Source organism: Arthrobacter sp. SIMBA_036 (genome assembly GCF_046535135.1).
GTDB lineage: Bacteria > Actinomycetota > Actinomycetes > Actinomycetales > Micrococcaceae > Arthrobacter.
Genome location: NZ_JAWRXG010000003.1, coordinates 36,549 through 62,008, shown reverse-complemented (window position 1 = coordinate 62,008; position 25,460 = coordinate 36,549). Strand labels below are relative to the sequence as shown.

Annotated in this window: 23 protein-coding genes and 1 pseudogene; 18 read left to right on the top strand and 6 right to left on the bottom strand. The window is 62.3% G+C overall.

Annotated features, from left to right (window positions below; translation table 11 throughout):
* The first annotated feature begins 151 nt into the window (after nucleotides 1–151).
* From SB659_RS05260 to SB659_RS05205, 12 genes are all read left to right on the top strand, one after another.
* The gene (locus SB659_RS05260; RefSeq protein WP_410549724.1) at nucleotides 152–1,222 is read left to right on the top strand and encodes a LacI family DNA-binding transcriptional regulator; all 1,071 of its coding nucleotides are present in this window, start codon (nucleotides 152–154) and stop codon (nucleotides 1,220–1,222) included.
* A 78-nt stretch (nucleotides 1,223–1,300) separates the two neighbouring features.
* On the top strand, nucleotides 1,301–2,977 hold the full coding sequence (locus SB659_RS05255; RefSeq protein WP_410549723.1) for an ABC transporter substrate-binding protein: 1,677 nt from the start codon (nucleotides 1,301–1,303) through the stop codon (nucleotides 2,975–2,977).
* 124 nt (nucleotides 2,978–3,101) lie between these two features.
* Complete coding sequence (locus tag SB659_RS05250) at nucleotides 3,102–4,079, top strand: ABC transporter permease (protein ID WP_410549722.1); 978 nt, start codon at nucleotides 3,102–3,104, stop codon at nucleotides 4,077–4,079.
* Nucleotides 4,080–4,088: 9 nt separating this feature from the next.
* A complete protein-coding gene (locus SB659_RS05245; RefSeq protein ID WP_410549721.1) occupies nucleotides 4,089–5,015 on the top strand; it encodes an ABC transporter permease in 927 nt (308 codons plus the stop codon).
* Nucleotides 5,012–5,965 (top strand): ABC transporter ATP-binding protein, encoded by a 954-nt coding sequence (locus tag SB659_RS05240; protein WP_284980367.1) that lies wholly within the window; start codon nucleotides 5,012–5,014, stop codon nucleotides 5,963–5,965. Before SB659_RS05245 ends, SB659_RS05240 begins: the two co-directional genes overlap by 4 nt.
* On the top strand, nucleotides 5,962–7,047 hold the full coding sequence (locus SB659_RS05235; RefSeq protein WP_410549720.1) for an ATP-binding cassette domain-containing protein: 1,086 nt from the start codon (nucleotides 5,962–5,964) through the stop codon (nucleotides 7,045–7,047). The genes SB659_RS05240 and SB659_RS05235 overlap by 4 nt, the downstream gene beginning before the upstream one ends.
* A 239-nt stretch (nucleotides 7,048–7,286) precedes the next feature.
* On the top strand, nucleotides 7,287–8,711 hold the full coding sequence (locus tag SB659_RS05230) for a glycoside hydrolase family 32 protein (protein ID WP_410549861.1): 1,425 nt from the start codon (nucleotides 7,287–7,289) through the stop codon (nucleotides 8,709–8,711).
* Between the two features lie 97 nt (nucleotides 8,712–8,808).
* Nucleotides 8,809–9,768, top strand: a complete 960-nt coding sequence (locus SB659_RS05225; protein WP_410549719.1) for a PfkB family carbohydrate kinase — start codon at nucleotides 8,809–8,811, stop codon at nucleotides 9,766–9,768.
* A gap of 394 nt (nucleotides 9,769–10,162) precedes the next feature.
* Nucleotides 10,163–10,753 carry a MarR family winged helix-turn-helix transcriptional regulator gene (locus SB659_RS05220; RefSeq protein WP_410549718.1) on the top strand — a complete coding sequence of 197 codons (591 nt, stop codon included), beginning with the start codon at nucleotides 10,163–10,165 and terminating at the stop codon, nucleotides 10,751–10,753.
* Nucleotides 10,754–10,762: 9 nt separating this feature from the next.
* The gene (locus tag SB659_RS05215) at nucleotides 10,763–12,136 is read left to right on the top strand and encodes a pyridoxal phosphate-dependent decarboxylase family protein (RefSeq protein WP_410549717.1); all 1,374 of its coding nucleotides are present in this window, start codon (nucleotides 10,763–10,765) and stop codon (nucleotides 12,134–12,136) included.
* Between the two features lie 887 nt (nucleotides 12,137–13,023).
* Nucleotides 13,024–14,160 (top strand): alkaline phosphatase family protein, encoded by a 1,137-nt coding sequence (locus SB659_RS05210; RefSeq protein ID WP_410549716.1) that lies wholly within the window; start codon nucleotides 13,024–13,026, stop codon nucleotides 14,158–14,160.
* A 31-nt stretch (nucleotides 14,161–14,191) separates the two neighbouring features.
* On the top strand, nucleotides 14,192–15,757 hold the full coding sequence (locus tag SB659_RS05205) for a S8 family serine peptidase (RefSeq protein WP_410549715.1): 1,566 nt from the start codon (nucleotides 14,192–14,194) through the stop codon (nucleotides 15,755–15,757).
* A gap of 81 nt (nucleotides 15,758–15,838) precedes the next feature.
* Here SB659_RS05205 and SB659_RS05200 read toward each other — a convergent pair.
* Nucleotides 15,839–16,033: pseudogene (locus SB659_RS05200) on the bottom strand (SOS response-associated peptidase family protein); the annotation flags it as partial.
* Here SB659_RS05200 and SB659_RS05195 point away from each other — a divergent pair.
* The 3 genes from SB659_RS05195 (at nucleotide 15,998) to SB659_RS05185 (ending at nucleotide 19,018) form a co-directional block, all read left to right on the top strand.
* On the top strand, nucleotides 15,998–16,711 hold the full coding sequence (locus SB659_RS05195) for an isochorismatase family protein (protein WP_410549860.1): 714 nt from the start codon (nucleotides 15,998–16,000) through the stop codon (nucleotides 16,709–16,711). The pseudogene SB659_RS05200 and the gene SB659_RS05195 sit on opposite strands and share 36 nt — an antisense overlap.
* The gene (locus SB659_RS05190) at nucleotides 16,708–17,979 is read left to right on the top strand and encodes an MFS transporter (protein WP_410549714.1); all 1,272 of its coding nucleotides are present in this window, start codon (nucleotides 16,708–16,710) and stop codon (nucleotides 17,977–17,979) included. Before SB659_RS05195 ends, SB659_RS05190 begins: the two co-directional genes overlap by 4 nt.
* Nucleotides 17,980–18,064: 85 nt before the next feature.
* Nucleotides 18,065–19,018: a LysR family transcriptional regulator gene (locus tag SB659_RS05185; RefSeq protein ID WP_410549713.1), complete on the top strand. Its 954-nt coding sequence runs from the start codon at nucleotides 18,065–18,067 to the stop codon at nucleotides 19,016–19,018.
* A gap of 226 nt (nucleotides 19,019–19,244) precedes the next feature.
* On the opposite strand, the gene SB659_RS05180 is transcribed toward SB659_RS05185, so the two are convergent.
* Nucleotides 19,245–19,691, bottom strand: coding sequence for a cupin domain-containing protein (locus SB659_RS05180; RefSeq protein ID WP_410549712.1), 447 nt, complete (start codon nucleotides 19,689–19,691; stop codon nucleotides 19,245–19,247).
* Nucleotides 19,692–19,810: 119 nt separating this feature from the next.
* On the opposite strand from SB659_RS05180, the gene SB659_RS05175 reads away from it, so the two are divergent.
* Nucleotides 19,811–20,434, top strand: coding sequence for a TetR/AcrR family transcriptional regulator (locus tag SB659_RS05175; protein ID WP_410549711.1), 624 nt, complete (start codon nucleotides 19,811–19,813; stop codon nucleotides 20,432–20,434).
* A 69-nt stretch (nucleotides 20,435–20,503) separates the two neighbouring features.
* Here SB659_RS05175 and SB659_RS05170 read toward each other — a convergent pair whose 3' ends face one another.
* From SB659_RS05170 to SB659_RS05155, 4 genes are all read right to left on the bottom strand, one after another.
* Entirely contained in the window at nucleotides 20,504–20,941 is a 438-nt protein-coding gene (locus SB659_RS05170; RefSeq protein ID WP_410549710.1) for a hypothetical protein, read from the bottom strand.
* Between the two features lie 103 nt (nucleotides 20,942–21,044).
* On the bottom strand, nucleotides 21,045–21,620 hold the full coding sequence (locus SB659_RS05165; RefSeq protein WP_410549709.1) for a GDSL-type esterase/lipase family protein: 576 nt from the start codon (nucleotides 21,618–21,620) through the stop codon (nucleotides 21,045–21,047).
* A 367-nt stretch (nucleotides 21,621–21,987) separates the two neighbouring features.
* Nucleotides 21,988–22,881, bottom strand: a complete 894-nt coding sequence (locus tag SB659_RS05160; protein WP_410549708.1) for an SDR family oxidoreductase — start codon at nucleotides 22,879–22,881, stop codon at nucleotides 21,988–21,990.
* Nucleotides 22,878–23,330, bottom strand: a complete 453-nt coding sequence (locus tag SB659_RS05155; protein WP_410549707.1) for a nuclear transport factor 2 family protein — start codon at nucleotides 23,328–23,330, stop codon at nucleotides 22,878–22,880. Before SB659_RS05155 ends, SB659_RS05160 begins: the two co-directional genes overlap by 4 nt.
* Before the next feature lie 194 nt (nucleotides 23,331–23,524).
* Between SB659_RS05155 and SB659_RS05150 the strand changes: the two genes are divergently transcribed.
* Both SB659_RS05150 and SB659_RS05145 read left to right on the top strand, forming a co-directional pair.
* Nucleotides 23,525–24,088 (top strand): TetR/AcrR family transcriptional regulator, encoded by a 564-nt coding sequence (locus SB659_RS05150; RefSeq protein ID WP_410549706.1) that lies wholly within the window; start codon nucleotides 23,525–23,527, stop codon nucleotides 24,086–24,088.
* A gap of 339 nt (nucleotides 24,089–24,427) precedes the next feature.
* Nucleotides 24,428–25,249: a nuclease-related domain-containing protein gene (locus tag SB659_RS05145; RefSeq protein ID WP_410549705.1), complete on the top strand. Its 822-nt coding sequence runs from the start codon at nucleotides 24,428–24,430 to the stop codon at nucleotides 25,247–25,249.
* The last annotated feature ends 211 nt before the right edge of the window (nucleotides 25,250–25,460 follow it).

The window sequence follows — 25,460 nt, the reverse complement described above, 5'->3', positions numbered from 1 at the left end:
CCTAAAGATCTTATTGACACCCGGAAGTAACGCGGGTAACTTGGATCACACCCCGGGAGTAACGCGAGTTACTTCGACAAACGAAACCGGACCGGCTTTCTCCCCGTAGTTCCGGCAACACCAAGCTCAACGCAGATCACTGGAGCATTCAATGGCGAACACAGCGTCCTCAGATAAACCCGTCACGGCCCGGCAGCGTGGCGTCACGATGAATGACGTTGCCAAGCATGCCGGAGTGTCCCGCACCGCTGTCTCATTCGTGCTCAGCAACCGCGAAAACGCAAGCATCTCGGAAGAAACGCGCACCCGCATCGCAGAGGCCGTTCAGGCGTTAGGCTACCGCCCGAATGCCGGGGCGAGGGCGTTGGCCTCCCAGCGCAGCGACTGGTACGGAATTGTCACTGAGATCGTGACGGCACCCTTCGCCGTGGACATCATCAAAGGCGCCCAGGACCAGGCCTGGATTGACCGCCGATTCCTCCTTGTCGCCCCATCGGACCAGGGAGTTGCGGCTGGCCCGAACCAGGGCATGGAAGATGCTGCCGTAGAGAAGCTGCTCGAACAGCGGGTCGAAGGCTTGCTGTACGCCGCAACACACCACCGCGGTGTACTTGTGCCCAGCAGCGCCCACGAAGTGCCAACGGTGCTCATCAACTGTTTCGACCTCGACGGGAAGCTGCCCTCGATCATCCCTGACGAACGGGCCGGCGGACGGGTCGCCGTCGAACGTTTACTGCAAGCAGGCCACACCAAGATCGGTGTGATCAACTTGGACCCGACCATCCCGGCAGCTATCGGGCGTCTACAGGGCGTCCGGGAGGCCCTGGCCGACGCATGCCTGGAGCTGGATCCCGAGCTGGTGGTGGCAGGGTATGCGACGGCCGACGGCGGTTACGACGCCGCCTGCCAAATCCTTGACCGGTACCCTGTCAAGGACAGGCCCACCGCCCTCTTTTGCCTCAACGACCGGATGGCCATGGGCGCTTATGACGCCATCAAAGAACGTGGCCTGGCCATCCCAGGTGACATCGCCGTGATCGGCTTCGACAACCAGGAACTCATCGCGGCCTACCTCAGGCCCAAGCTGACCACGGTTGCGTTGCCGTTCGAAAAGATGGGCGCCCTGGGAGTCCAGACGCTCGCCGCTCTTACAGCAGGACAGCCGATCACTGCCGACCAGCAGTTGGTCGACTGTCCGCTGCTAGAACGCTCTTCGGTCTGACCGCGAAATCAACGTCGAAGAGCAAATCCCCCACCCACCCTTCACCTTGCTGATGAAGACAGGAAGAGATAACCCATCATGACACAAACCAGGTTCCTCAGGTCCGCCCGCATAGCAGCGGCCGGACTGGCAGTAGGCGCGATGCTGCTGACCGGCTGCTCCGCCACCGTCAATAAGTCGGCAGGCACCGACGCCGGAGCTAACGCGAACGCCTTGCTCACCATCCCGCGTGAGGACATGAGCACCTTCGACCGTAACTTCAATCCCTTCGCGCCCACTGTGAACCCCATGGTCCAGCAGGCGATTTACGAACCCCTGCTGGTCTTCAACCCGGCCAAAGGCAACGCCGTCCCCTGGCTGGGCGCCTCCTGGGACGCTGCCAAGGACGGCAAGTCCGTCACCTTCACCCTGCGCCAGGGCGTGAAGTGGTCCGACGGGCAGCCTTTCGTCGCCGACGATGTGGCATACACCTTCCAGCTGCAGAAGAAGCTTAAGGGCGGCTTCGAGTACCTGGACTCCGTCACTCCGGTGGGCTCCGACAAGGTGACATTCACGTTCAACAAGCCCTGGTCCCCCGCGCTCTACGAGATCGGCCAAGTCCCCATCCTCCCCAAGCACATCTGGTCATCCATAGCCGATCCGGCGAAGGACACCAACGCCAATCCCGTGGGAACCGGTCCCTACACCCAGGTGGACAGCTTCCAGTCCCAGTCCTTCGTGCTGAAGAAGAACCCGAACTACTGGCAGCCTGACAAGCAGAAAATCGCCGGCATCAAGATGCTGGCGATGTCCGGAAACGATGCCGCCAACTTGGCCAGCGTCAACGGAGATGTGGACTGGTCCACCCAGTTCATCCCGAACATCGAGAAGACCTTCATCGCCAAGGACAAGGACCACCGCCACTTCTGGTTCCCGCCGACGGGCGCCATGATCAACTGGCAGTTGAACACCACCAAGGCGCCGTTCAATGACGCGACCGTGCGCAAGGCACTGAGCATGGCGGTTGACCGTGACCAGGTCACCAAGATCGGCATGAGCGGGTACGCCACTCCGGCCGACTGCTCAGGCCTGTCCGGCAACTACGCGAGCTGGAAGAGCACCGATGTGACGAATAACTGCACTTGGACCAAGCTGAACGTTGACGAAGCCAACAAGATGCTCGACGCCGCAGGTTACCCCAAGGGCGCCGACGGCAAGCGCACCCTCAAGGACGGCAAGCCTTTCGAGTTCAAGATCTCCGTGGGCGCCAGTTCCTCCGATTGGCTCTCTGTGGCCAACGTGATCTCCCAGAACCTCCAGGCCGTCGGCGTCACTGCCAAGGTGGACTCCCCTGACTGGGCCTCCGTCGTCTCCGGCTACGAACAGGGAACGTTCGACACCGGAATAGTTTGGAGCGCGAACGACCCCAGCCCGTTCAAGTACTTCAGCTCCACAATGGGCACCTCTACCGTCAAGCCGGTGGGCGCGAAGGCCACCGAGAACTATCACCGTTTCGGCGATCCAAAGGCCGATGATCTCCTGCAGAAGTTCGCCGCTGCCGGTGACGAAGCCACGCAGAAGCAGATCGCAAACCAGCTTCAAGCAGAATATAACGCGGTGGCCCCGACGGTTCCGCTGTTCTCAGGCCCCGAATGGGGCGACTACACGGACGTTCACTTCACGGGATGGCCCACCCAGGACAACCCCTACGCAACGCTCTCCGACCGCTCCCCCACCACGGTCCTGATCCTGACCACCCTGGAACCGCGCAAGTAGCCCGCACCAGTTCTCGGCCGGTGGCGGCCGTTGCCATTCCGGTTCCCACCGGCCGAGAACGTCTTCACCCTTTCCGCCGGGGCCACTTTCCTCCAGGACCCCGCCTTTCCCGAACGGAGCAACCGTGCGCTTTATTCTGCGCCGCCTGGGTTTCTACCTGATCGCTTTCTGGGCCTCCATCACCCTGAACTTCCTACTCCCGCGTTTCATGCCGGGAGACCCCGTCTCACGCATGTTCGCCCGAACCCAGGGCAAGATGCAGCCCGAACAGATCGATGCCCTGCGCAAGATGCTCGGCGTGGATACGCGGCCGCTCTGGGAACAGTACGTCGACTACATGCACAACATCCTGACCGGCCAGATGGGTGTCTCCATCTCGCGTTTCCCCACCCCTGTCACCGAGGTCATCGCCAGCCAGATCGGCTGGACCCTGTTGTTGGGTGGAACCGCCCTGGTGTGCGCCGCCGTCGTCGGCAATCTTCTGGGCATCCTGGCCGCCTGGCGACGCGGCGGCGCGATCGACTCCGCCCTTCCCCCGCTCCTGGTCTTCATTGGATCCTTCCCGTACTTCTGGCTGGCCATGGGAGCCCTGTACCTGTTCGGCGTCGTGCTGGGCTGGTTCCCGATCCGCCACGCGTTCACAGATGGACTGGAGCCCGCTTTCACCTCGGAGTTCATCGGCGACGTCGGCGCGCACCTCATACTCCCGGCGCTGACGATCGTCCTGGTGTCTATCGGTGGCTGGATGCTGGGCATGCGGAACACCATGATCGCGACGAACTCGGAGGACTACATCACCATGGCTGAGGCCAAGGGTCTCCGGCCGGGCCGCATCATGCTCCGTTACGCGGCGAGGAACGCCATGCTCCCATCGGTCACGAGTTTCGGCATGGGGTTGGGCTTTGTGGTGGGTGGCGCAATGCTCACCGAGGTGGTGTTCGCGTATCCCGGCGTCGGCTACCAACTCCTCAACGCCGTCCAAGGCCTCGACTACCCGCTTATGCAGGGCCTGTTCCTGACCATCACCGCCGCCGTGCTGCTGGCGAACTTCCTGGTGGACATCCTCTACGTCCGCCTCGACCCGCGCGTGCGCAGCAACTGAGGAGCCATCATGACAACCGCAATTCTCAAGCAGCCCACTGAGCCCACAGCTGCCCGCAGGCCCAACCGCAGTTTCGTCCATGGACTAATCACCAACAAGAAGGCCCTGGTGGGCATGATTGTGATGCTCGTGTTCATCGTCCTTGCCTTGGTGGCCCCCGTACTGTTCCCCGGTGACCCGTCGCGGATCACCGCGATGGCCTCGCTCGAACCGTCTCCGGAGCACTGGCTCGGCACCACGGCCAAAGGTCAGGACGTACTTGCCTTGACAGTGCATGGCTCCCGCAGTTCACTGTTCGTCGGGTTGACTGTGGGCTTCGCATCCACCTTCATCGGCGTCTTGGTGGGCTTGGCGTCGGCGTACTTCGGCAAGTTCATTGACGAAGCACTATCCCTGGTGACCAATGTCTTCCTGCTCCTGCCCGGACTCCCGCTCCTTGTCATCCTGGCAGCTTTCCTGCCGCCAGGTTTGGGAACTGTGATCCTGGTGCTTGTGGTCACCGGTTGGGCTGGCTCGGCACGGGTATTGCGGTCCCAGGCCCTGTCCATCCGCTCAAAGGACTTTGTGGCCGCAGCCGTAGTGTCCGGCGAACGGGCCGGCCGGATCATGTTCCGCGAAATCCTGCCGAACATGGCATCGATAGTCATGGGAACGCTACTCGGCTGCGTCATTTACGGCATCGGCGCCCAGGCCGGCCTGGAGTTCCTGGGCTTGGGCGACGTGAGCACTGTTTCCTGGGGCAACAACCTCTTCTGGGCGGGTAACGAGGGTGCCCTGCTGACCGGCAGCTGGTGGGTCTTTGTTCCCTCGGGTGCGTGCATCGCGTTGGTCGCGTTCGCGTTGGCCCTGATCAACTATGCCGTGGACGAAGTCACCAATCCGCGGCTACGGAAGATCAAAACCCCAAAAAATACCGAAAGGAGCGCCGCCAAGTGACAGTCTCCCAAGTTTCCTTCGGCTCCCATGAGCCCGTCCTCGACGTCAAGAACCTCACTGTCAAGTACATCGGCGACACGCGCTCGACCACCGCCGTCGACCGTGTTTCCTTCAGCATCGGCACCGGTGAGGTGTTCGGACTGGCGGGCGAGTCAGGCTGTGGGAAGTCCACCATCGCCAACTCGATCATGCGCCTTCTCAAGGATCCGGCGAAGATCGCTGGCGGCAGCATCTCCTTCGGCGGCAGGGATGTCCTGGCGATGAGCCCGGACGAGCTGCGGCGCTTCCGCTGGCAGGACGTTGCCATGGTGTTCCAGTCGGCCATGAACTCGCTCAACCCGGTGCTGACCATCGGCGAGCAAATTGTGGATATTTTTACCACGCATGCGGGCTACTCGCGCAAGGAATCGATGCGGCGTGCCGGCGAGTTGCTGGAATTGGTAAGGATCGACCCCGCACGCCTCAAGTCCTACCCACACCAGCTCTCAGGAGGCATGCGACAGCGCGCCGTAATCGCCATGGCCGTAGCGCTCAAGCCATCACTCTTGATTCTCGACGAACCGACCACCGCGCTGGACGTCGTGGTGCAGCAGGAAATCATGGCCCAAATCAAGGAACTCCAACGCGAACTGGGATTCTCCGTCCTCTTCATCACCCATGACATGTCCCTCATGGTGGAACTCTCCCACCGCATGGCCGTGATGTACGGAGGCCGGATCGTGGAGACCGCGAAAGCCCAGGACGTCTACGCCGATCCCCGCCACCCCTACACCCAAGCACTGATGGGCGCGTTCCCGCCGCTCACCGGCCCCCGGATTCCGCTCAAGGGCCTGCCCGAAGGCGTGAAGTTCCAGAACATCCCCGACCTCGAGGAAGTAGCCCCGGACCACTTCGTGGCACCGTTTAATGCCGGCGCGGAAGCCGCCGTTTTTGAAGGAGCAGCACAATGAGCCACGCCGTACACTCCGCGACAAGGCCAAACGTGTCGAGCCAAACCCCCTCCCTTGAGCTGCGCGGCCTGGGTAAGTCGTTCCACATCGGCGGCCTGTTCTCAAGCCAGAAAGTGCGGGCGCTGCACCGCGTCGACCTGACCATCGGCCGCGGAGAAATCGTGGCACTGGTCGGAGAGTCCGGTTCGGGCAAGAGCACCCTGGCCCGGTGCGTAGCCCGGCTTGAGAAGCCGAGCGAAGGCGCCATCCTGCTCGACGGCGTCGACGTCCTCAAACGCGACCGCTTCCAAGCCTCACGCACGTTCCGATCCCAACTGCAGATGGTCTTCCAAGACCCCTTCGGTTCCCTTAACCCCGCACACCGGATCGAGCACTTCCTCCGACGGTCCCTCGTGATCCACGGCAAAAACGGCACAGGCAAACGGGGCTCCGAAGCGCAGACCAGACACCGTCTTGAAGAGCTCATGACTACCGTCGGGCTTCAAGCCGACATGCTCAACTCCTACCCGCACGAGCTTTCGGGCGGCCAGCGTCAACGTGTCGCGATCGCACGTGCCCTCGCCGTCGAACCAGAAGTCATCCTCGCCGACGAACCGACGTCCATGTTGGACGTATCGGTCCGCATCGGAGTACTGAACCTGATGCGGAAACTGCGCGATGAGAAGGGCATCTCCATGCTCTACATCACCCACGACCTGGCCTCGGCCCGATACCTCGCGGACCGAACGGTCGTCATGTTCGCCGGCGAAATCGTGGAAGAAGGCGAATCACTGGACCTGCTGGCCAACCCAGCCCACCCCTACACACAATTGCTGGTCTCAGCCGTTCCGGACCCAGCCCGGGCCGGGTCATACGACCCCGTTCACCGCGCCGTGCTCAGGCAAGCCGTCATTGCTTCCACTACCTGCGCCTTCGAGAACGACCCCGATCAGCGGTGCTCATCCGAGGAACCCGTCCGGCACCAGGTGGGCGACCCCCTCAACCGCCACTGGGTCCGCTGCCATCTCTACCGACCCGGCGTCGGCGCCGGCGGCCACGCACTGGCCACAGAGCCGCTCCCGAAACAGAAACCTGCAGAGTGACATTCCTGTTTCAAGAACAACAACATGCACCCGCAGCAGCGCTGAAGCTGCCCACCGAAAGGTAACCGATGGAAGACTCCCCCGCCGTCTCCCGGCGTGCCCTCCTGACCGGAAGTGGAGCCGTTGCCGTCACCGGATCGCTCGCACTTTCAACGTCATTCGCCCAGTCAGCGGCAGCAGCGCCCCCAAGCACGCCCGACACTGCACCGGTTAAGCCGCCCTCAAAAGGACCAACCCGTATACGCCCGAGCTATCATTTCAGCGTCCCGGACAACTGGAAGAATGACCCCCAGCGGCCCATCTACATAGACGGCGAATACCACTACTACTACCTCTACAACGCCGATTACCTTCAGGGCGGCGGAGGCACATCGTGGCGCCGTGCGACCACCACCGACCACGTTTCCTTCCGCGACCACGGCGTCGCGATCCCAAAGTTCAGCAACGAGAACGGCGACTGCTGGTCAGGATGCCTGGTCATCGACGAACGAAACACCGCCGGATACGGTGAGAACGCTGTCATAGCCCTAGTAACGCAGGCACCCCAGGGCCGCCAGGCCCAATACCTCTGGTACTCTACGGACCGCGGGCGCTCATTCCAATCCGGTGGCACCGCCCCGGTGCTACCAAACCCAGGCGTCCAGGACTTCCGCGACCCGAAAGTAATCTGGGACGCCGAGCGGGGGCACTGGTTCTTGGTCAACGCCGAAGGGCAAAAACTCGGCTTCTACACATCTTCCAACCTGTGCTCCTGGACGCGGGTCGGCGAATTCATCCGCACCGATTTAGGGGTGCTTGAGTGCCCGGATCTTTTCCGGATGACCGCCGACGACGGTACTTCCCACTGGATTATCGGCACCAGCGCCAACGGCAAAGGCCGCGGCCTCCCGGCAACCTACGCATACTGGACAGGCGCTTTCAACGGCACCACTTTTACGCCCGACCATTCCGAACCGGAATGGCTGGACTACGGCTACGACTTCTACGGAGCAGTGACCTACGCGCATCACGACTCGTCCCGTGAGGAGGACCCCACCCTGCGCAGGGCCCTTGGATGGGCGAACTTCTGGGACTACCCACACAACACTCCCACCCTGGCAACCGATGCGTACAACGGCGATGACATGATCGTGCGCGACATCCGCCTCAAGAAAGGGAGCGGAAGCTACCACCTCGCCTCAACCCCTACCGCCGGCCTGAGCAACCACGTCAAGCGCACCCAGCGCCTTGGAGACGTCAAGGTAACAGGCACGCATGACCTCGATTTCAGTTCACTGGCCTATGATCTGACCTGTGAGCTGGTATGGGACCCGGCCAGCCCGCCAGCCAATATCGGTCTCGAGATCTGTCGTGCAGGGGGCGGAGGCCGGCACGTCGCCGCTGGCGCATTCCTCCGCGGCCCCTTCGCGTACCTCAACCGGCGGCCCACAGTTAACCCCACCGGTGGGGAAAGCCAGACTCCCATCGACCCCTCGGCAGGGCGCCTCGCTGTTCGTATCCTCGTGGACCGGACAAGCGTCGAAATGTTCGTAGGAGACGGACGCGTGGTGCACTCACACCGGGTGTTCCCCCTTGAAGGGGACGACGGAATCCGTCTTTACGCAGACGAAGGAACGGCGACTTTCGGCGACCTCACGATCAACGAGATGAACGCGACGCCCTAGTCCCATCCGAGACCTTTCCTTCAGGTCATTCTGCCGCCGCCCCTGGCGGCAGAATGACCTGACCCCTCCCCGACCAGCACTGCCCGAAGAGACAAACATGGAAAACCTCAAAGCAGGTGGGCATGACGCCCAACAGCCCCCGGACGTCGTCGTTGTCGGAGAAGCCCTCATTGATGTGGTCACCACCCCAAACAGCCGGGAAGAGCATCCCGGTGGATCGCCTGCTAACGTCGCCTACGGCCTCGGGCTACTGGGCGTCACCACGGGACTGCTCACGGCCATCGCGCCCGATGCGCGGGGAATCTCAATAGAGAACCACCTCCGCCGGGCAGGAGTGGCTCTCCTGCCCGGATCAAAATCGCTCACCCGCACGGCAACAGCCACAGCAGCCCTGGGCCCCGACGGGTCCGCCACGTACGACTTCGACATCCACTGGGACCTGCCACGGGCAACGCCGGCCTATTTCCCGAAAATTCTCCACACCGGTTCCATAGCCACCTTCCTGAACCCCGGCGCCAACACTGTCAAAAGCCTGATAAAACAAGCCCATACGCAGTGCACCATCACCTACGACCCGAACATCAGGCCATCCCTGCTCGGCAGCCACGCCGAAGCGAAAGCAACCTTCGAAGAACTCGTTTCCCTGACCGACGTCGTCAAACTCAGCGACGAAGACGCCCACTGGCTCTACCCCGGGAAAACACTGGTGGAAACCGCGGACCACATCCTCCGACTCGGCACCGGGCTGACAGTAATAACCAAGGGGGCCGAAGGCTCCCAATTCACCTCCGCCGCCGCAACCATCACCATCCCCGCCTTCAAAGCCACAGTCGCGGACACCATAGGCGCCGGAGACTCCTACATGGCCGCACTGATCCTGGGCCTCCTCACGCGCGGCACCAAAGGATTCGCCCCCGCCGTCATGGAGCAGCTCGGACGCACCGCAGCCGCAGCGGCCGCCATTACCGTTCAACGAGCCGGAGCGAACCCGCCGACACTGGACGAATTGAAATCTGCACTCGAAGTACCCACACCCCGTTCCCACGCAATCGGATGATTTCGCTACTTCACACCCCGGGATACGGTCGATGGTTCCGGCTCAAGCTGGGGCTAGAGCGTCCCAAGTCATCGTGTCTCTCATCTTTCCCTGGTAATCAATTCACGAACTAGAGATCTAGCTTATTTCTCGAGCTCTGGAAGCTACCTTGGCACCTAGCTCTATGAAGGCGCCGCGTCCGGAGTGCCTTCACTCCATAAGGGCGTACTATCACGGCCCCACCCAACGCGGCCGTAGTTTGGCAACCATTTCGACGGCTACCTTCTCCCGCTATTGGGCCAGCCGGTGGGTAAACCTCCCCATCTAACTTAGGTTCTAGGTGGCGCAGTTAGTGAATTACCGCTAGAGTTCTAGCAAATGTACTGGCTGCCTTCCGATAGCTATGGGAGTTACTGTGATCGCTGAAGACGCAGAGGACCCTGCAAGCGCTGATGAACCCTTCCGGATGACTGCCAATGTCCAGAAGGCGAAGCGCATCGGGTCTTCTGAATACGAATCACTGGCCCGTGCTGCTGCCATTGAGCTGTACCCGGACGTCAATCCGCCCGCCATGGGGTTGTGTTTCAACCTCATCCGAGCCGCAAACAGGATGACCACGGACATGGAAGTCTCGGTGCACCGCCCCATGGGCATCAGCTTCGCCGGGTACCGGCTCTTGTTCACCATCAAGTCGGTGGGACAGGTCAACCCCAACGAGCTGGCCCGGTTGTCCAGCGTTTCCACGGCTTCCATAGCCAGCTTGCTCAACACATTGCAGAAGAGTGGGCTCGTTATCCGGGAACCGGATCCAGCGGACAAGCGCAAAACCGTGGTGCAGCTTTCGGACGAAGGCGAGCAAATGCTGGCCGATCTCTTCCAGATTAACAACCAGCGCGAGCAAGCCTGGGCTGCGGGGCTCACCGAAACCGAAGCGTCGATCCTGGCCCAATTGCTGCGCAAGCTGTTGCTGCACCATCCGGCTCCCCGCACCAGCCAAAAACTATAGGAGATACTCATGAGGGCTCAAGACGTTCGGTTGGACGACACCGTGATCGCCGAGCTAAGGCAGCGCGCCAAAGACTTGGAGGCGTATTCCACGCTGTGGGCCGGTGGTCCAGAAATTGACTCATCAGGTTCAGCTGCTCTTTCCTCCCTGGTTGAACGGCTGGCCAACATGTATCCCTACGGGGATGCAAAGTACATCGGCCAGCTCCTTAAGCCCCCGCACCCTGTGGCTTGGGTTGCGCAGGCCATTACAGCACTGATCAATCCGAACAACCACGCCATGGACGGAGGCCCGGCCACCGCGGTCCTGGAAAAGGAAGTCGTGGCCAAACTCGCGGCAATGTTCGGTTATCAAGAACATCTGGGCCATCTGACATCCTCCGGCACCATCGCAAATCTTGAGGCGCTCTGGGTTGCCAGGGAGTTGCATCCAGGCAAGGTCATACTGTCGGGAACGAACGCCCACTACACGCACGAGCGCATGTGCCGGTTGCTCGGAACCCCGCATGAAACCATTCCGGAAGACGACCTCGGCCGTCTTTCAATGGCGGATTTAAGGGTTAGGCTGGCGCAAGGCGGGGTCGGGACCGTTGTCGTCACTTTGGGCACGACCGGTCTTGGTGCACTGGACCAGGTCCATGAAGCCGCGGACCTGGCAGCCGAATTCGGAGCCAGGCTGCATATCGATGCGGCCTACGGAGGATTCCACACCCTCCTGGCAACTGGTCCCCAACCGCTGGTTGATCCTGCCCCCTTCCTGGCCATACGCCGAGCAGATTCAATCGTCGTAGATCCACATAAACACGGACTTCAACCCTACGGATGCGGATCTGTGCTCTTCGCTGACCCATCTGTCGGCAAGCTCTACTCGCACAATTCCCCCTACACCTACTTCACTTCTTCTGACCTTCATCTTGGTGAGATCAGCCTGGAGTGCTCCCGAGCGGGAGCGTCCGCCGCAGCATTTTGGACCACGGTTGAAGCACTGGGATTGACACGCGAGGGAATGGGATCGATTATCGCCGACGGCCGAAAGGCCGCGCTGCAAATAGCTGACATCATCAGAGCCGCCGACGGTGCCGAGCTCGTCGTCGAACCCGAACTCGACATCGTTTGCGCCTTCCCTCGACGTCCTACAACCGTGCAAATATCTGAGGCAACACAAGATACGTTCGCGGCCATGGCGCAGGACGGCTGGCACCTGGCACTGTATCGGGTCGACAGCAAGTGGCTTGCGCGGAACCATCCTTGGATCGTGGTTGATAGTGACTACACCACAGTCCTGAGATCCTGTGCCATGAAACCCGAGCACCTCCAACTGGCCCAAGAATTCAGCCACCGCCTCATTGCGTCGATGGCGCAACAAGCCTCACCCACAAGCTAAAGGCGCAGCATCGTCGCCCGCGTAGGGCCGTGAATCCGGGTTACCACTGACCTCCCGGCACGCCCGGACCGTGCTAACTCAAATGCAGCTGGACGAGTACCTCAGGGGAAACAGGCATCGGGCGGGGCATCCAGATGAAGCCAGTCAAATCTCAGATACCGGCGCTTCAGCAGCTCGGCGTCATGACTGATCACAAATGCAATGCCTTCAGTGATCTCACGCCGGCGCGCGTCGCGCTGAAAAACCAAACTCAGCCCTCTGCACCAAAAGCGGAGACTTTGCCGTTTGTTCCTCGGCAGCCAACTTCATAAGTCGACCGGAGATTCATGGCCATAAACTCATGGTGCCCATACGACACCCAGCCCGAACAGCCTGCCGCCCTAGTGTGTGACTTATGTGCCGTCAGGACGAGTTGTAAACAACAGCGAGTGCACAGTTTTATATGAGGCTGGTTATCGGTAACTGTTTCGAACGGGGGGTTCCTCATGACGGCGGACGTCTACGCGCTGCAGTTGGACCTCAAGGCCGCGCTGAGCTGCGCGCACGACTCTGAACGCGGGGTTGCCGCGGGCCAGCGCAGGTCCCTTGACCGGTGATGAGTGCACCATTCCGGCCGGCGGATTACGACGGCCGGGCGGACCATGCGGGAGTTCTGTCTGACTGAAAAGTTGGCCGGTTTCCGGCGAACCGCAAGCGACACGGGCCTCGGCGCTTCGGAGGTCCCTGGATTGGCCACCGCGGTCCGGAGTCTGCTGTTCCGCCTTCATGCGTGGGTGAACATTTCTGAAAAGGGGGGCACAACCGCTCTCTTATGGGCTGCTTTGCGCATAGTCTCGGTGATAACCGATTAGGCGACCGGGTGGCCCGGCCGGGAAAACGGGGATGTCATGGCGGACAACAACAGAGTCAAGCGTGTTGTGGTGATGGTCCAGGAAAACCACACCACGGACAACTACTTCCGGACGCTGGCTCCCTACGGGGCCAACGTTGAATCGGACTGGCCGGTGCAGCCCAACCCGCCATCGGCGGATCAGCCGCACGACCGGCACGCGTACTACCGCTGGCTTACCGGGCAGCACAAGGCGACCCGCACCCAGTTCGACACGGCTACGACCTTGCCGTTCTACGCGTACCTGGCCCTGACCGGAGCGTTCCTGGAGAACCATTGCAGCGGCTTCGGCACGAACTCCACTCCTAACCATCTGCTGCTCGTTGGCGGCCAGTCACCGACGCTGCGCAACCCGTCCCGGGCGCAGCCTCCGCCCTTGTGGGACATGCCCTCCGTTCCCGGGGTCGCCGACCTGGCCGGCGTCGGCTGGGCATGCTACACCGGCAGCAGCAATTATCCGGCCGGGTTCTACCAGCAGCTCAACGGCTCCAAAAACCTGATTCCCAACTCGCATTTCGTCGCCGACGCCGCCGCCGGGAAACTGCCCCAGCTGGTGTACCTGTGGCACGACTCCCCCGAAGACGAACACCCCACCGCCGACGTCACGATCGGGATGAACAAGGTCTGGGAATCGGTGGACGCCGTGGTCAGATCCGGCGGCTGGGACGAGACAGTGTTCCTGCTGACCTGGGATGACTGGGGCGGTTGGGATGACCACGTCGCCACCCCGAACGTCGAACACACCCCGGACGGCGTACAACTCGCCTACGGACCCCGCGTCCCTCTGATCATGTTCGGCGGACCGGTCAAACCGGGCATCGACAGCCGCTGGTCGAACCACGCTGGCATCCCGAAGACCGTGATGCAGCTGCTCGGCCTGCCCAAACTCGGCGTCGACCGCGTCGATAACGACCCAGGCCTCGTGGACCTGATCGACCCGGACGCCCACAACCCTGCGCCTCCAGACTACGGATCACACATCACCCTGCCCGCTCCCCCGCAGCCGGAACCCGCGCCCAAACCATTGCCTGCCCCGCCAGTGCTTTCGTCCTCCCCTGTGCCCCCGGTGGTACTGCGGGGCGGCGGTACCCTTCCGCCGCCGAACGACGTTCCCCTGACAACGACTCAGCCCTGAACAGGAACGGCCCCACGAACGGAGCAACCTCATGTCCGAACACATCAACAACACCACGCCCAAGGACACCGGCAGTGTCCCGCTTGCCGGTTCTGAACGCCCGGCGGCCGCACGGATCCAGGCCGCGCACGGGCCCGTCGATCCCTCCCGCAGAATTGAAGTAACGGTTATCCTGCGCCGCCAGGAACAACTCCCCGAAACCCCCACCGGGCCGATCTCGCGGGACGGGCTCGCGGCCCGGCACGGAGCCTCAGCCGCTGACCTTAGCCTTGCCACTACTACATTCACCCGGCTCGGCGCGGAGGTCCTCGAAACGGACCTCGCCTCCCGGCGCATCCGTCTGGCCGGAACCGTGGACCAGCTAAGCCGGATCTTCGGCACCAGCCTGGAAGAGGTCACCAGCAGCGGACCCCACGGCCACGACGTCACTCACCGGCACCGGACCGGAAGCCTGCAGATCCCGGCAGAACTGGACGGCATCGTCACCGCCGTGCTGGGCCTCGACGACCGCCCCCAGGCCCGGGCGCAATTCCAGGCGATCCCGCTGTCCGCAACCGGCATCAGCTACACCCCTCCCGAGCTGGCCAGAATCTACAACTTCCCGCCCGGGGCGGACGGAACCGGCCAGATTGTGGCTATCATCGAACTCGGCGGCGGCTTCGGCCAAGCAGACCTTGACGCCTATTTCGGCAGTCTCGGGATCACCGGGCCGCACGTCACCGCCGTCGGCGTCGACGGCGCCGCAAATCATCCCGGCCAGGACCCGACCGGTGCGGACGGTGAAGTTCTGCTCGACATCGAAGTGGTCGGCGCACTGGCACCGAAAGCGGACATCCTCGTCTACTTCGCACCGAACACCGACGCCGGGTTCCTTGACGCGATCATCAACGCCTCCCACGCGACCCCGGCGCCAGCCGCCATCAGCATCAGCTGGGGACAGAACGAAGACGCTTGGACCGCCCAGGCCCGGACGGCGTTCGACCAGGCCCTCGCCGACGCTAACGCGCTCGGCGTGACCGTCACTGCAGCGGCCGGTGACAACGGCAGCGCCGACGGGGCAACGGACGGCAAAGACCACGCTGACTTTCCGGCGTCCAGCCCACACGCGCTGGCCTGCGGAGGCACCCGCCTCGATGCCGACCCAGCCGCCGGAACGATCAGAACCGAAACCGTCTGGAACGACGGCCCGCACTCAGCCACGGGCGGCGGTTACAGCGACGCCTTCCCCGCCCCGGCCTGGCAGAAGGTCCGGACTTCCCCCGCCCCCGGAAACAACGGCCGCGGTGTCCCGGACGTCAGCGGTGTCGCCGATCCGCAGACCGGGTACAAAGTCAGGGTTGACGGCAAAGACATGGTCATCGGCGGCACCAGCGCCGTGGCGCCGCTCTGGGCCGCACTCATCGCCTTATTCGCCCAGTCAACAAACCGCCGGTTCGGCCAACTCCAGCCGCTCCTCTACGGCCTGCGGTCAGGATTCCACGACATCACCACCGGAAACAACGGCACGTACAAGGCCTCGGCCGGCTGGGACCCCTGCACAGGCCTCGGCAGCCCCGACGCGACAGCCCTGCTGGCTGGCATCAAGTCCGCCCACTAAGCCGACGAAAACCGACAGGTCTCCTTGTTCATGCTCCGCCGACTCTACGAGTTCAGGGCCGTTGTTCCGCACGCTGTTGACCCGGTCGGTGACGATCCGAGGGGTCTGGATGGGTTCCGGAACGCTGTCGAGCAGCATCTGAACGTCGGCTTTGTTAGTCGTGCCAGGGTTCAGCCAGTCGGCGAAAATTTCCGGCGGGATGATGACCGGTGATCGGTCGTGGATGCGGCGCGGGGTGTCATGGGAGGTCGTGGTCAGAACCGTACAGCTGAGCAGCCATTGGCCCGGGTCGCCTCAGGCATTAGTGCCGGCCCCCTCCCCCGCGGCCTGCGGACGGGGGTTCTCAGATGCACGGATATAAAAACTTTCATCATTGATATGCAAAACGATTTTGTACTTGATGGGTATCCGATGGAAGTGCCCATGGCACGGCAAAAGCTGCCTCAAATGCAGGAAGTGACCCGGGTCTGCCGGAATTCCGGTATTCCTGTGATTTACACCGAACATATTTTGCTGGACGCCTTCAACGTCTCGCCCCTGGAGACTGCTTACAACCCGAGCCTTCTCGATGCAGGCATGCGGAAGGGAAGCATAGGAGCAAAGATCGTAGATGATCTCAAGCCTGAGCAAAACGACGTCGTGCTACAGAAACACCGCTACGACGCTTTCCACAACACCCCTCTTGACACCATCCTCAAGACGATCCGAGGACTACACCAGGTAGATACCGTCCTCATCATCGGAACGCTAACCGAAGTCTGCTGCGAGTCGACGGCACGAAGCGCATACATGCGCGACTACAAGGTCGCCTTCGTCAGCGATGCCACCGGGGCCCTCTCCGACGCCGGCCAATCAGCCACAGAGGCGAACGTTGCATCATTCTTTGGCCGTGTACTCACCACTAAGCAACTGACTCATGAAATCCAGCCTCTCCAGAAGGACCCGGCAGCATGAAAACTGAACAATACGACATCGGCCACGAACGCCGCACGGTCCTTTTGCTGTCCCTGGGCTTTGGTCTGGTGGGACTGGACCGTTGGATCATCAGCCCCTTGTTTCCTTCCATGATGAAGGACATGGGACTGAACTACCAGGACCTCGGAAACATCATTGGTGCGCTGGGTCTGGCGTGGGGGGTCTCGGCTCTAATCATCGGAGGCCTGTCCGACAAACTAGGCCGCAAGAAGGTACTCGTGGGTTCGATAATCCTGTTCTCACTATGCTCGTTGCTGACAGGCTTGGCGAGCGGTTTGTTTAGCCTGATCCTGGTTCGTGTGATTATGGGAATCACAGAAGGCGCCTTCGGTCCTACTGCTGTAGCCGCGACGGCGGAGTCCTCGCGTCCCAAGAGGCGAGGCCTGAACATGGGCATTCAGCAGAGCACCTTCGCTCTCTTCGGAATCGGCCTCGGCCCCATCATCGCGACGCAACTGCTGCAAGTAGTACCCAGTTGGCACTGGGTTTTCGGCATCATGCTCATCCCCGGCCTGGTTCTCGCGTACTTCATCTTCAAAACAATTCGCGAACCGCGGGATCTGCCGACATTTGAGTCCGCCGTCGCAACAACGTCCGCCGAAAAGGCACGGTGGGTGGACGTTTTCCGGTACCGCAACGTTCGCTTGGCCATGCTGGCATTGTGCGGTGCCATGACATGCATTTTCGTGCTCAGCGCCATGGTCCCAAGCTATTTGACCGACTTCCGCGGCATCGAAATGACGTCAATGGGAATCATTACTTCCGGCATCGGCTTAGGTGCCTTCGCCGGGCAGCTGGCCATACCGGCACTGTCGGACCGGTTCGGCCGCAAACCTGTAGTTATCGCAGCGTTGCTCCTTGCCGCGGCGCTTCTGCTGGTGTTCATTTTCCAAGGCCCCTTCATGCCGGTTCTGTTCCTACTGCTTTTTTTCATAGCCTTCGGAGCCAATGGCTGCCTTGCCTTGCTCGCGGGCACCATCACAGTTGAATCCGTCCCCGCCGGCAGCCTGGCAGCGGCCGCAGGAACAGTAATAGGCGTGGCTGAAATTTTCGGTGGCGGCGTCGCTCCCTCGCTTGCCGGATTCCTGGCACAAAACTACGGCATTGCATATCCCCTGTATTTGGCATTAGCCGGATTGCTGCTCTGTGTTGTGGCAGCTGCGTTCCTGCGAGAAACTGCTCCTAACAAGCTCAAGCAGGCTGGCGGCGAGCAAGTCCCTGGTTTGGAATCAGCACTGGAAAGCTAGATCGTTTTGACCATGCAGGCCGCTGCCGAGACACGATGCTGATCACCGTCCCGGCAGCGTTCTGCGCAACGAGGAGAGCACCACCATGGACGTAGAGACAATGCGTTCCTTTCTGGCCGTAGCCAAGCACAAGAGCATATCCAAGGCCGCAGCAAGCCTCTACGTGACACAACCTGCCATGAGCCAACGCCTGAAACGGCTTGAAGAGAGCCTTGGATTCCCCCTCTTCGAGCGTGACTGGACAGGAGTTTCCCTCACCAAGGAAGGCTCCTATTTCCTTCCCTACGCAGCGCAGCTGGTGCGCGATCTATCCAATGCCTCAGAAGTGCTTGGACGGAAGCACGCACCCAAGCTTCGAAGCTTCACCGAGGTTGTGGGGCATCGACGGAAAGTCCTGCTCGGCGTGGACAACTGGATGGCCGAGCCCTCAGTGCGCTCCGTCGTGGAGGCCGGCCTGGGCCACTATGAAATCGACGATCTTCAAGTAATCACCCGATCGGCGACCACGCTGATCGATCTCCTCGAACTCAACCAGGTGGACGCGGCTCTCTTCTATTCACCCAACTCCGAGTACCCATTCCAAACAGCGGCAGTGGGGGTTGAGGAAATGGTCCTTATCCATCCCAAAAGATCAGTGCTTCCTGAGCGCAGCCAGGATGCGCTCAGGTCCCTGCTCTCCGGTTACCGTTTCGTCCTATTCGATAACCCTGTTCTGACACACCATGCCGCCATCACAACCTCGCTGATAGATACCTACGGGTTGACTCGGTTCCACGTCGTTGATGGCTACCGCACCATGCTTTCCCTAATCCGCCTAGGCGAATGCATCACGGTAGTCCCTGCCGGCACCACCATGGCCGCTGAGGCGCCCTCAGCACTCGATTTGGCCTTCACCTCCCTGCGCGGCATCTTGGCGGACATACGCGTCACATTGGGCATGAGCGATTCGGGTCGGTCCAAAAGCCTCGGTGACTTCCTTCCAAAGGACATATCCAGGATTCTTCAGAAGCTGGACGGAAATTGGGCAGCTGAATCGTAGACACTAGCTGATGGCGCTGCAAATAGCTGACATCGTCAGAGCCGCGGGGGCCGGTGGGATGGCCGGCGGGCGGGCAGCGCAAGGTTGGTCCGCCGTCGACGATTGGCGGCGGGCGCAAGTCCGAGGCCTCTGCCTGTCGGTTGACACCGCACCGGGAGCTGCGGCCACCTCCGGACTAAGGGGGAACTTCGAGCCCGCGAGCGAATCAAGAGCATTGGCCGCAGTGTCAGCCCCGTGGTTGCGGAAAAGGGGGAGGGCCAACAATCTCGATGCCGCCATTTGCTCGACCTGATTCGCGGATGCGGTCAAAATCCACCAGGTGGGCCTCAATGTCGGGGCCAAGGGGTTCGCTGGCGCCGTCGTAGAACGCCTGGCTGCTGCCGGGGGTGTGGAAGCACAGTATGCGGGTCTTGTCCCGGAGAACTTTGAATGCGTGGGGCACACCCCGCGGTGCGACGGCCAGCCCACCTGCCGCAATGTTGTGTTCGATTCCATCCATGTTGATCAGGATCTCCCCGGCCAGGACATATAGGGTTTCGTCGGCGTCCGGATGGGTATGCATGGGCGTGACCTTGCCCAAGGACATCTCGTCTTCGAAGAGGAGGAACGCACCCGCAGTGTCTTCCCCCCTGAGCTTCCACGTGGATCCCTCCACCGAAGAACCAGCGCTCAACCCCTTCCCCCGGCTGGCGGACGATTGCTGCTGCAGTCTTATTCGTCTCCATGGCTCTTGCCTCAATGCCTAAGTGGAAGATTGGTGAGACGTCTGTCCCATAACAAGACTCGTGTATCATGAAGAACGTGTCAAGACCCTACGCCGATAACGGCCGGACAAGCCAGAAGCGGCGCACAATGGATGCGCTGGTTGCCGCGGCGCGTTCCCTGGTGACTGCAGGAATTACGCCCACTGTGGAGGACACGGCGCAGGAGGCCGGGATCGCGCGGAGCACGGCCTACCGCTATTTCCCGGGACAACGGGAGTTGTTGGCTGCGGCCCATCCCGAAACCGCGAGGACATCCTTGCTGCCGCCCTCTCCCCCTCCCGGAGCTGCGGAACGTTTGGACGCCGTGGTGGTCGAATTCACCAGAATGATTGTCGAAACCGAATCCCAGCAGCGCACCATGCTGCGACTTTCGCTCGAGCCGACGAACGGTGCGCGACCTGACCTTCCTCTCCGCCAGGGACGTGCCATTGCATGGATCTCCGAGGCCCTTGCGCCGCTCAAGGGCGAAATGACCGAAAAGGAGATTCATCAACTCGTCTTGGCGATCCGAAGTGCGATTGGTATCGAATCCCTCGTCTGGCTAACCGATGTTGGTGGCCTTAGCCGAGACGATGCCCTCGCCTCCATGCGCTGGACCGCCATGGCCCTCTTGTCCCAGGCTCGGGCAGGCGGGCTTCCAGCCGGTGCATGACCCCGTACCGTCGTCTTTGCCTTAGTGGCAGCCCTGAGACCTTTGGGTCCGGGGTATTTGATGAACAGTTCAAGCACCAGAGTCCGGGTCAGCACGGAACGGGGGGCACAGTGCCGGTCGGTTGGCGAGGGGGTCGCGTCCGCGAATCATGTCCTCGATCGGCACCATGCCCGCGAGCAAATCGGCACAGGTCCGCGCGTCCAGTCTCTCGTCCTGGCCGGTAGCGCGGGCCAGATCCCAGGTATGCATGAAGACGTCCAGGGTGTAGAACCGGTCCACCGCCTCCGGCAACGGCATCTGCCCCACCAAGGGGTGCCGGAAGGTGGTGGTCCGTTCCCGCCCGTCGAGCAATAACTGCACGGCCTCGGAGTGCACCTTCCACGCCGCGACCGGGTCAACCTCCACGCACGGCCCGCGGTCGAGCACAATCCCCGTCGCGCTCAGCAAGAAGTCCGGGAACCACTGGACCAAATGGCCCGCCAAGTCCCGTGCACGCCATCCAGCCACGGGTGGGGCGCGTCCCAGTCGGATGCGCCCTGCACCGTGGCTTTAAAACCGGAGACCACGCTCTTGCCGCCAGCCTTCACGGCACCGTTCTGTATCTTGTCGGCTAGAGCTGTGTGGGCTTCAGCTGGCTCAGGACGGCGGGCATGTAGCCGTTGATATAGCCGGTGGCGTTGGGATGGAAGTTGGAGTCCGCAGTCGGGTTGGTCGGGTCGAATGCCACCCACGGATCTGTGGTGTTTGATTCATGGCCGGCGAACTTACCGGCGGCGTCCACGTACTGGGTCTTGGCGCCTTCGCCTGCTGCAATCCCGGCAGCCTGGGCGAGCACGGCGTTCAGCTTGTCTGTACCGGCGTTGACCAACTGCTGATTCGCCGGCGTGAGGATGGTCGGGATGCCGCTGGAGGGGTTGAAGAAGTGGACGTAGCCGACGACCCCGATTTTGGCGTTTGGGGCTTGGCTGTGAATGGCGTTGTAGGTCCCGACCAGCGCAGGTAGGAGGAGCGTCTGCGCCGCGTTCACGGCAGAGTCCACGTAGCCTGCACAGTGCTGGGGATCGATGGCGCAACCGCCAAGGACCTTCGAGGCGCCAACATCGGTGCCCCCGGCAGTGATGGTGACCATCGCGGTGGTAGCGCTGATCTGTCTGCTGACGGCCAGCTTGGCGATCTGTTCGGTCACCGTCGGGGTCAGGCCGTCATAGAAAGGCGGCCCGCGGGATCGGTGCGCGTAGTTTCGGGCACCACAGGACAGCGCCACCTTACTTGGACACGTTTGTCGCCGGGCACCTGACAGTGCCGCTTAACGACAAGATAGTAAACATCAGGCGTTCCTGAGGCTCGCGCAGGCCTTCATCGGGGGCAGTAGAGGAACAGGTCGCCGGAGCCGCTGGCCTTGGTCACACCGGCCGGCTCCAAGCAGACTACGACAGCGACCCTGGGCGGGGCAATGGCGATGCGGATCGTCCTTGCTTACCCCGGCGAGGTGACCTGCAAAGGGAACCGGACCAATTTACGCCGAGGCGTCTCCTATATACCCACGGGGCCGCTCAGGTCAGTTCGCGCGCCTGCTCGCGGAGGAAGTCGCGGGCGGTTTTGGGGTTGATTCCCCGCTGGCGCAGGGGCTTGTCGTCCCAGGTGGCCTCCCGGAGGTCCCCGAGCAGCCCGGCGCCGAACAAGGACGAGAGGGCGTCGTTGCGCCGGTTGAGCAGGCGGACCGCAAGGCGGGCGATGGGGCGCGGCATGTGCCGCACTATCATTTTGTGATGAATGAGCTCCTCGGCGAACGCGATGGCTTCGTTCTTCGTGAGCGACTCTGGTCCGCCGACCTCGATCAGCACTGGCGGATCTGGCTCGAGTGCGACCACCGAGAGGAGAGCCGCGACGTCATCCGTGGCCACCCAGCGCCTCTTGGTGTCACCCTTGCCGATGACCGCGGCCTTCCCGGCGGCCATGTCGAAACGGGCCATGGGGGCGAGTTGGACTTCCTGAAATGCGTCCGAGCGGACGATGACCGTCTGCATCGCCGAGCCCTTCAGGCGCCCCTCGATCGCCAGCTTGGCGCGATCCAAGGGTGTACCCATAGCCTCGTCGGCTCCGGTGAAGGACATGTAGACGAAGCGGCGAACGCCCGCGGCCTCGGCCGCATCCACCAGGGAGCTCATGCCTTGCTCGTCCACGGCCCGGATCGTCGCAGGGCTGGTCCCGGCCAGGCGTCGACCCATCGCCGTCGCTGTGGCGATCACAGTATCGATGCCCTGACATGCAGCTTTGAGGCTAGCAGGTACTGTGAGGTCACCGCGCACGACTTCCATGCCGAGCTCGCGCAACCCGGTGTCGTCGCTGCTCTGCCGCACGAGGCAGCGGACGTCCTGTCCCTCTACGCGCAGCAGCCTGGCAACGCGGCCGCCGAGATCACCAGTCGCGCCCACGACGAGGATCATGGCCGGGGTCCTGTCGAATCGACGCCGGCGACGCCCTGGACGGCCGTATTGACGTCCCCGGACGCGCGCTCGACGGGCTCGAGGTAGAACCGAACGGCGGTGAGCCGGTCCTCGCGCGGGGTGAAGATCGAGACTCCGGCCTGCTCAACGGGCACGCCATCACGACGTGTACCGCGGGAGGCCCACTCGACCCAGACCTTCCCATCGGCCCCCGTCGCCGCGTCACGGATTTCCAACGTGAGATCGGGGATTCCCATGAAGAGGGCGGACCAGTTGGACCGCACTTGGGCCCTGCCGGTGAAACTGCGGTCGGGGTGGTTGGGGGTGATGTTGACGTAGTCGTCGGCGAACTCGGCGACCATCGCGTCGAGATCGTGCTGGCCGGCGGCGGCGAACATGCGACGCACGGGCCCGTCGGGAAGGCGGTCCACACCCTTAGGCGTGTCCATGATGATGACTCCTTGGTGCCTCGGGCGTGTGGAGGAGGCTCAGCTCTGGTAGATTTACTTTAAATACAGTTAACTGTATTGATTGGAGTTTAGGACCGATGAGCCACCACGTCAATGCGTCAGACCCTCCCACGCCCGGGCGGCCCTACGACGCGCGACGGCGCCGCGAGCTCGCCGAGGCGTCGCGGCGCCTCGTGCTCGCACGGGCGCGCGAATTGTTCCTCGCGCAGGGTTTCGGGCCCACGACGATAGCGCAGATCGCGCGCGCGGCCGGGGTGTCTCCCGAATCGGTGTACAAGAACTTCGGCGGCAAGCCAGGGCTCGTGCGGGCGATCCAGGAACAAAGCCTCCTCGGCGCGGGTGGGACACCAGCGGAGCAGCGTTCGGATCTTGCGCAGCTGACTGCCACCGATTCGCTAGCACTCATGGAGCGGCTCGGTCGCTTCACTACCGAGGTCGGTCCGCTCGAGGCACCGATCATGCTGCTCATCCGGGACGCGGCGGCCAGCGGCGATGCTGCCATGGCGGACTTGCTGCGCGAGGTCGACGACGCCCGCTACCGGCGGATGCTGCACAACGCGCAACAGATGAAGGCCCGGGGGCTCCTACGTCCAGGCCTCAGCGCCTTGGAGGCCGCGGACGTCATGTTCACCTGCACCACCTCCGAGCTGTACGAGACCCTCGTCATGAAACGGGGATGGTCCGCCGAGCGGTACGGCACCTTCATCGCCAAGACGCTCAGGGCGAACCTGCTCTAGGAACGCTGGCCGTCGTCGTCTGCACGTCGGCGAGGCCCGGGACGGGGGAACGTCGAGGACCGTGCCGTTGCGACTTTCGACGGCAATCCGCGCGCGGAGAGTGGGCAGACACCACCCCAAGGCCGCCCCCTGAAGGACCCACCGAAACGGCGATTCTATGGCCACTCGTCCTCGACCGACGAGGACAGTTCGCGGGGTCTTAGGTACCGTTACGCGCGGCACCCCCGAAAAAGTTCCTGCACTGGGTGAAGATTGAGCCATGGCAAAGCGCGTCCGCGGCCTAACCGCCGTGGTCCACAAGCAGACTGGATTCGTGCCAATGTTCCAAAGTGCATCCTCATGAGGCAGATGAGGCTCCGGTACGCCGGAGCGTGCCGGCTGTGCGGCGCCTCTCTTCCGGCCTGGACAGAAGCGATCTATGAGGGCGACACGAAGACCGTCCTCTGCTTGGACTGCGCCACCGAGGCTACGGAACCCATCTCCCCAGACCTGGAACCACCTTATGATGATTCGGTGTCCGCTGAGTCGGGAGTACCCGGGCCGTCCGCCCGGCGCGAATATGAGCGCCGTAAGGCGAAGGACGAAGAAAAGCTCCGCGAGAAGTGGGGCCGCTTCGGTGGCCTCGCAGTCGCCCTCTCTGACGAGCGGCGGCACACGAAGTCCTGGGATCGAGGCGCGATCGGTGAGGAACGACTCGGTGCTCGGCTAAACGCCTTGGCAGCCGATGGCCTGGCTGTCCTCCACGACCGGCGCATCCCCGGCTCGAAGGCCAACATCGACCACCTCGCCATTACTCGCGGCGGAATCTGGGTGATCGACGCCAAGCGATACAAGGGACGGCCTGAACTGAAGATCGAAGGTGGCATCCTTCGCCCACGCGTCGAGAAGCTCCTCGTTGGCCGGCGTGATTGCACGAAACTGGTCGATGGGGTGCTCGAGCAGGTCGACGTCGTGCGAGACATCGTCGGTGACGTTCCAGTCGTCGGGGCTCTGTGCTTCATCGAAGCAGACTGGCCCGTGATCGGGGGCGCGTTCTCGACTCGGGGCGTCCACGTGCTCTGGCCGAAACGGTTAGCCAAAGCGCTTGTCGAGCAGAGAGCCGGCGGCGTTGATGTGCCGGGGACGCGTGAGTCGGTGGCCTCACGGCTCAAGTCTGCGTGACGTCCGGTGTCGACGTTCCAAGCTGTTCAGCAGCACGCTCAACGGTCCCCTACCGGGCTACCCTGCGCCAAATAGCACTGCAAAAACGCCGCCATTTACCGCTGTAACTCACAGGCCAACAATATGAGTGCTATTTCGACTTCTTGGGAGGCATGACGAAAGCAGATCAAGAACGGTCGCTTCCGGCATGTAGGGGTTGTAGCGCTGGAGC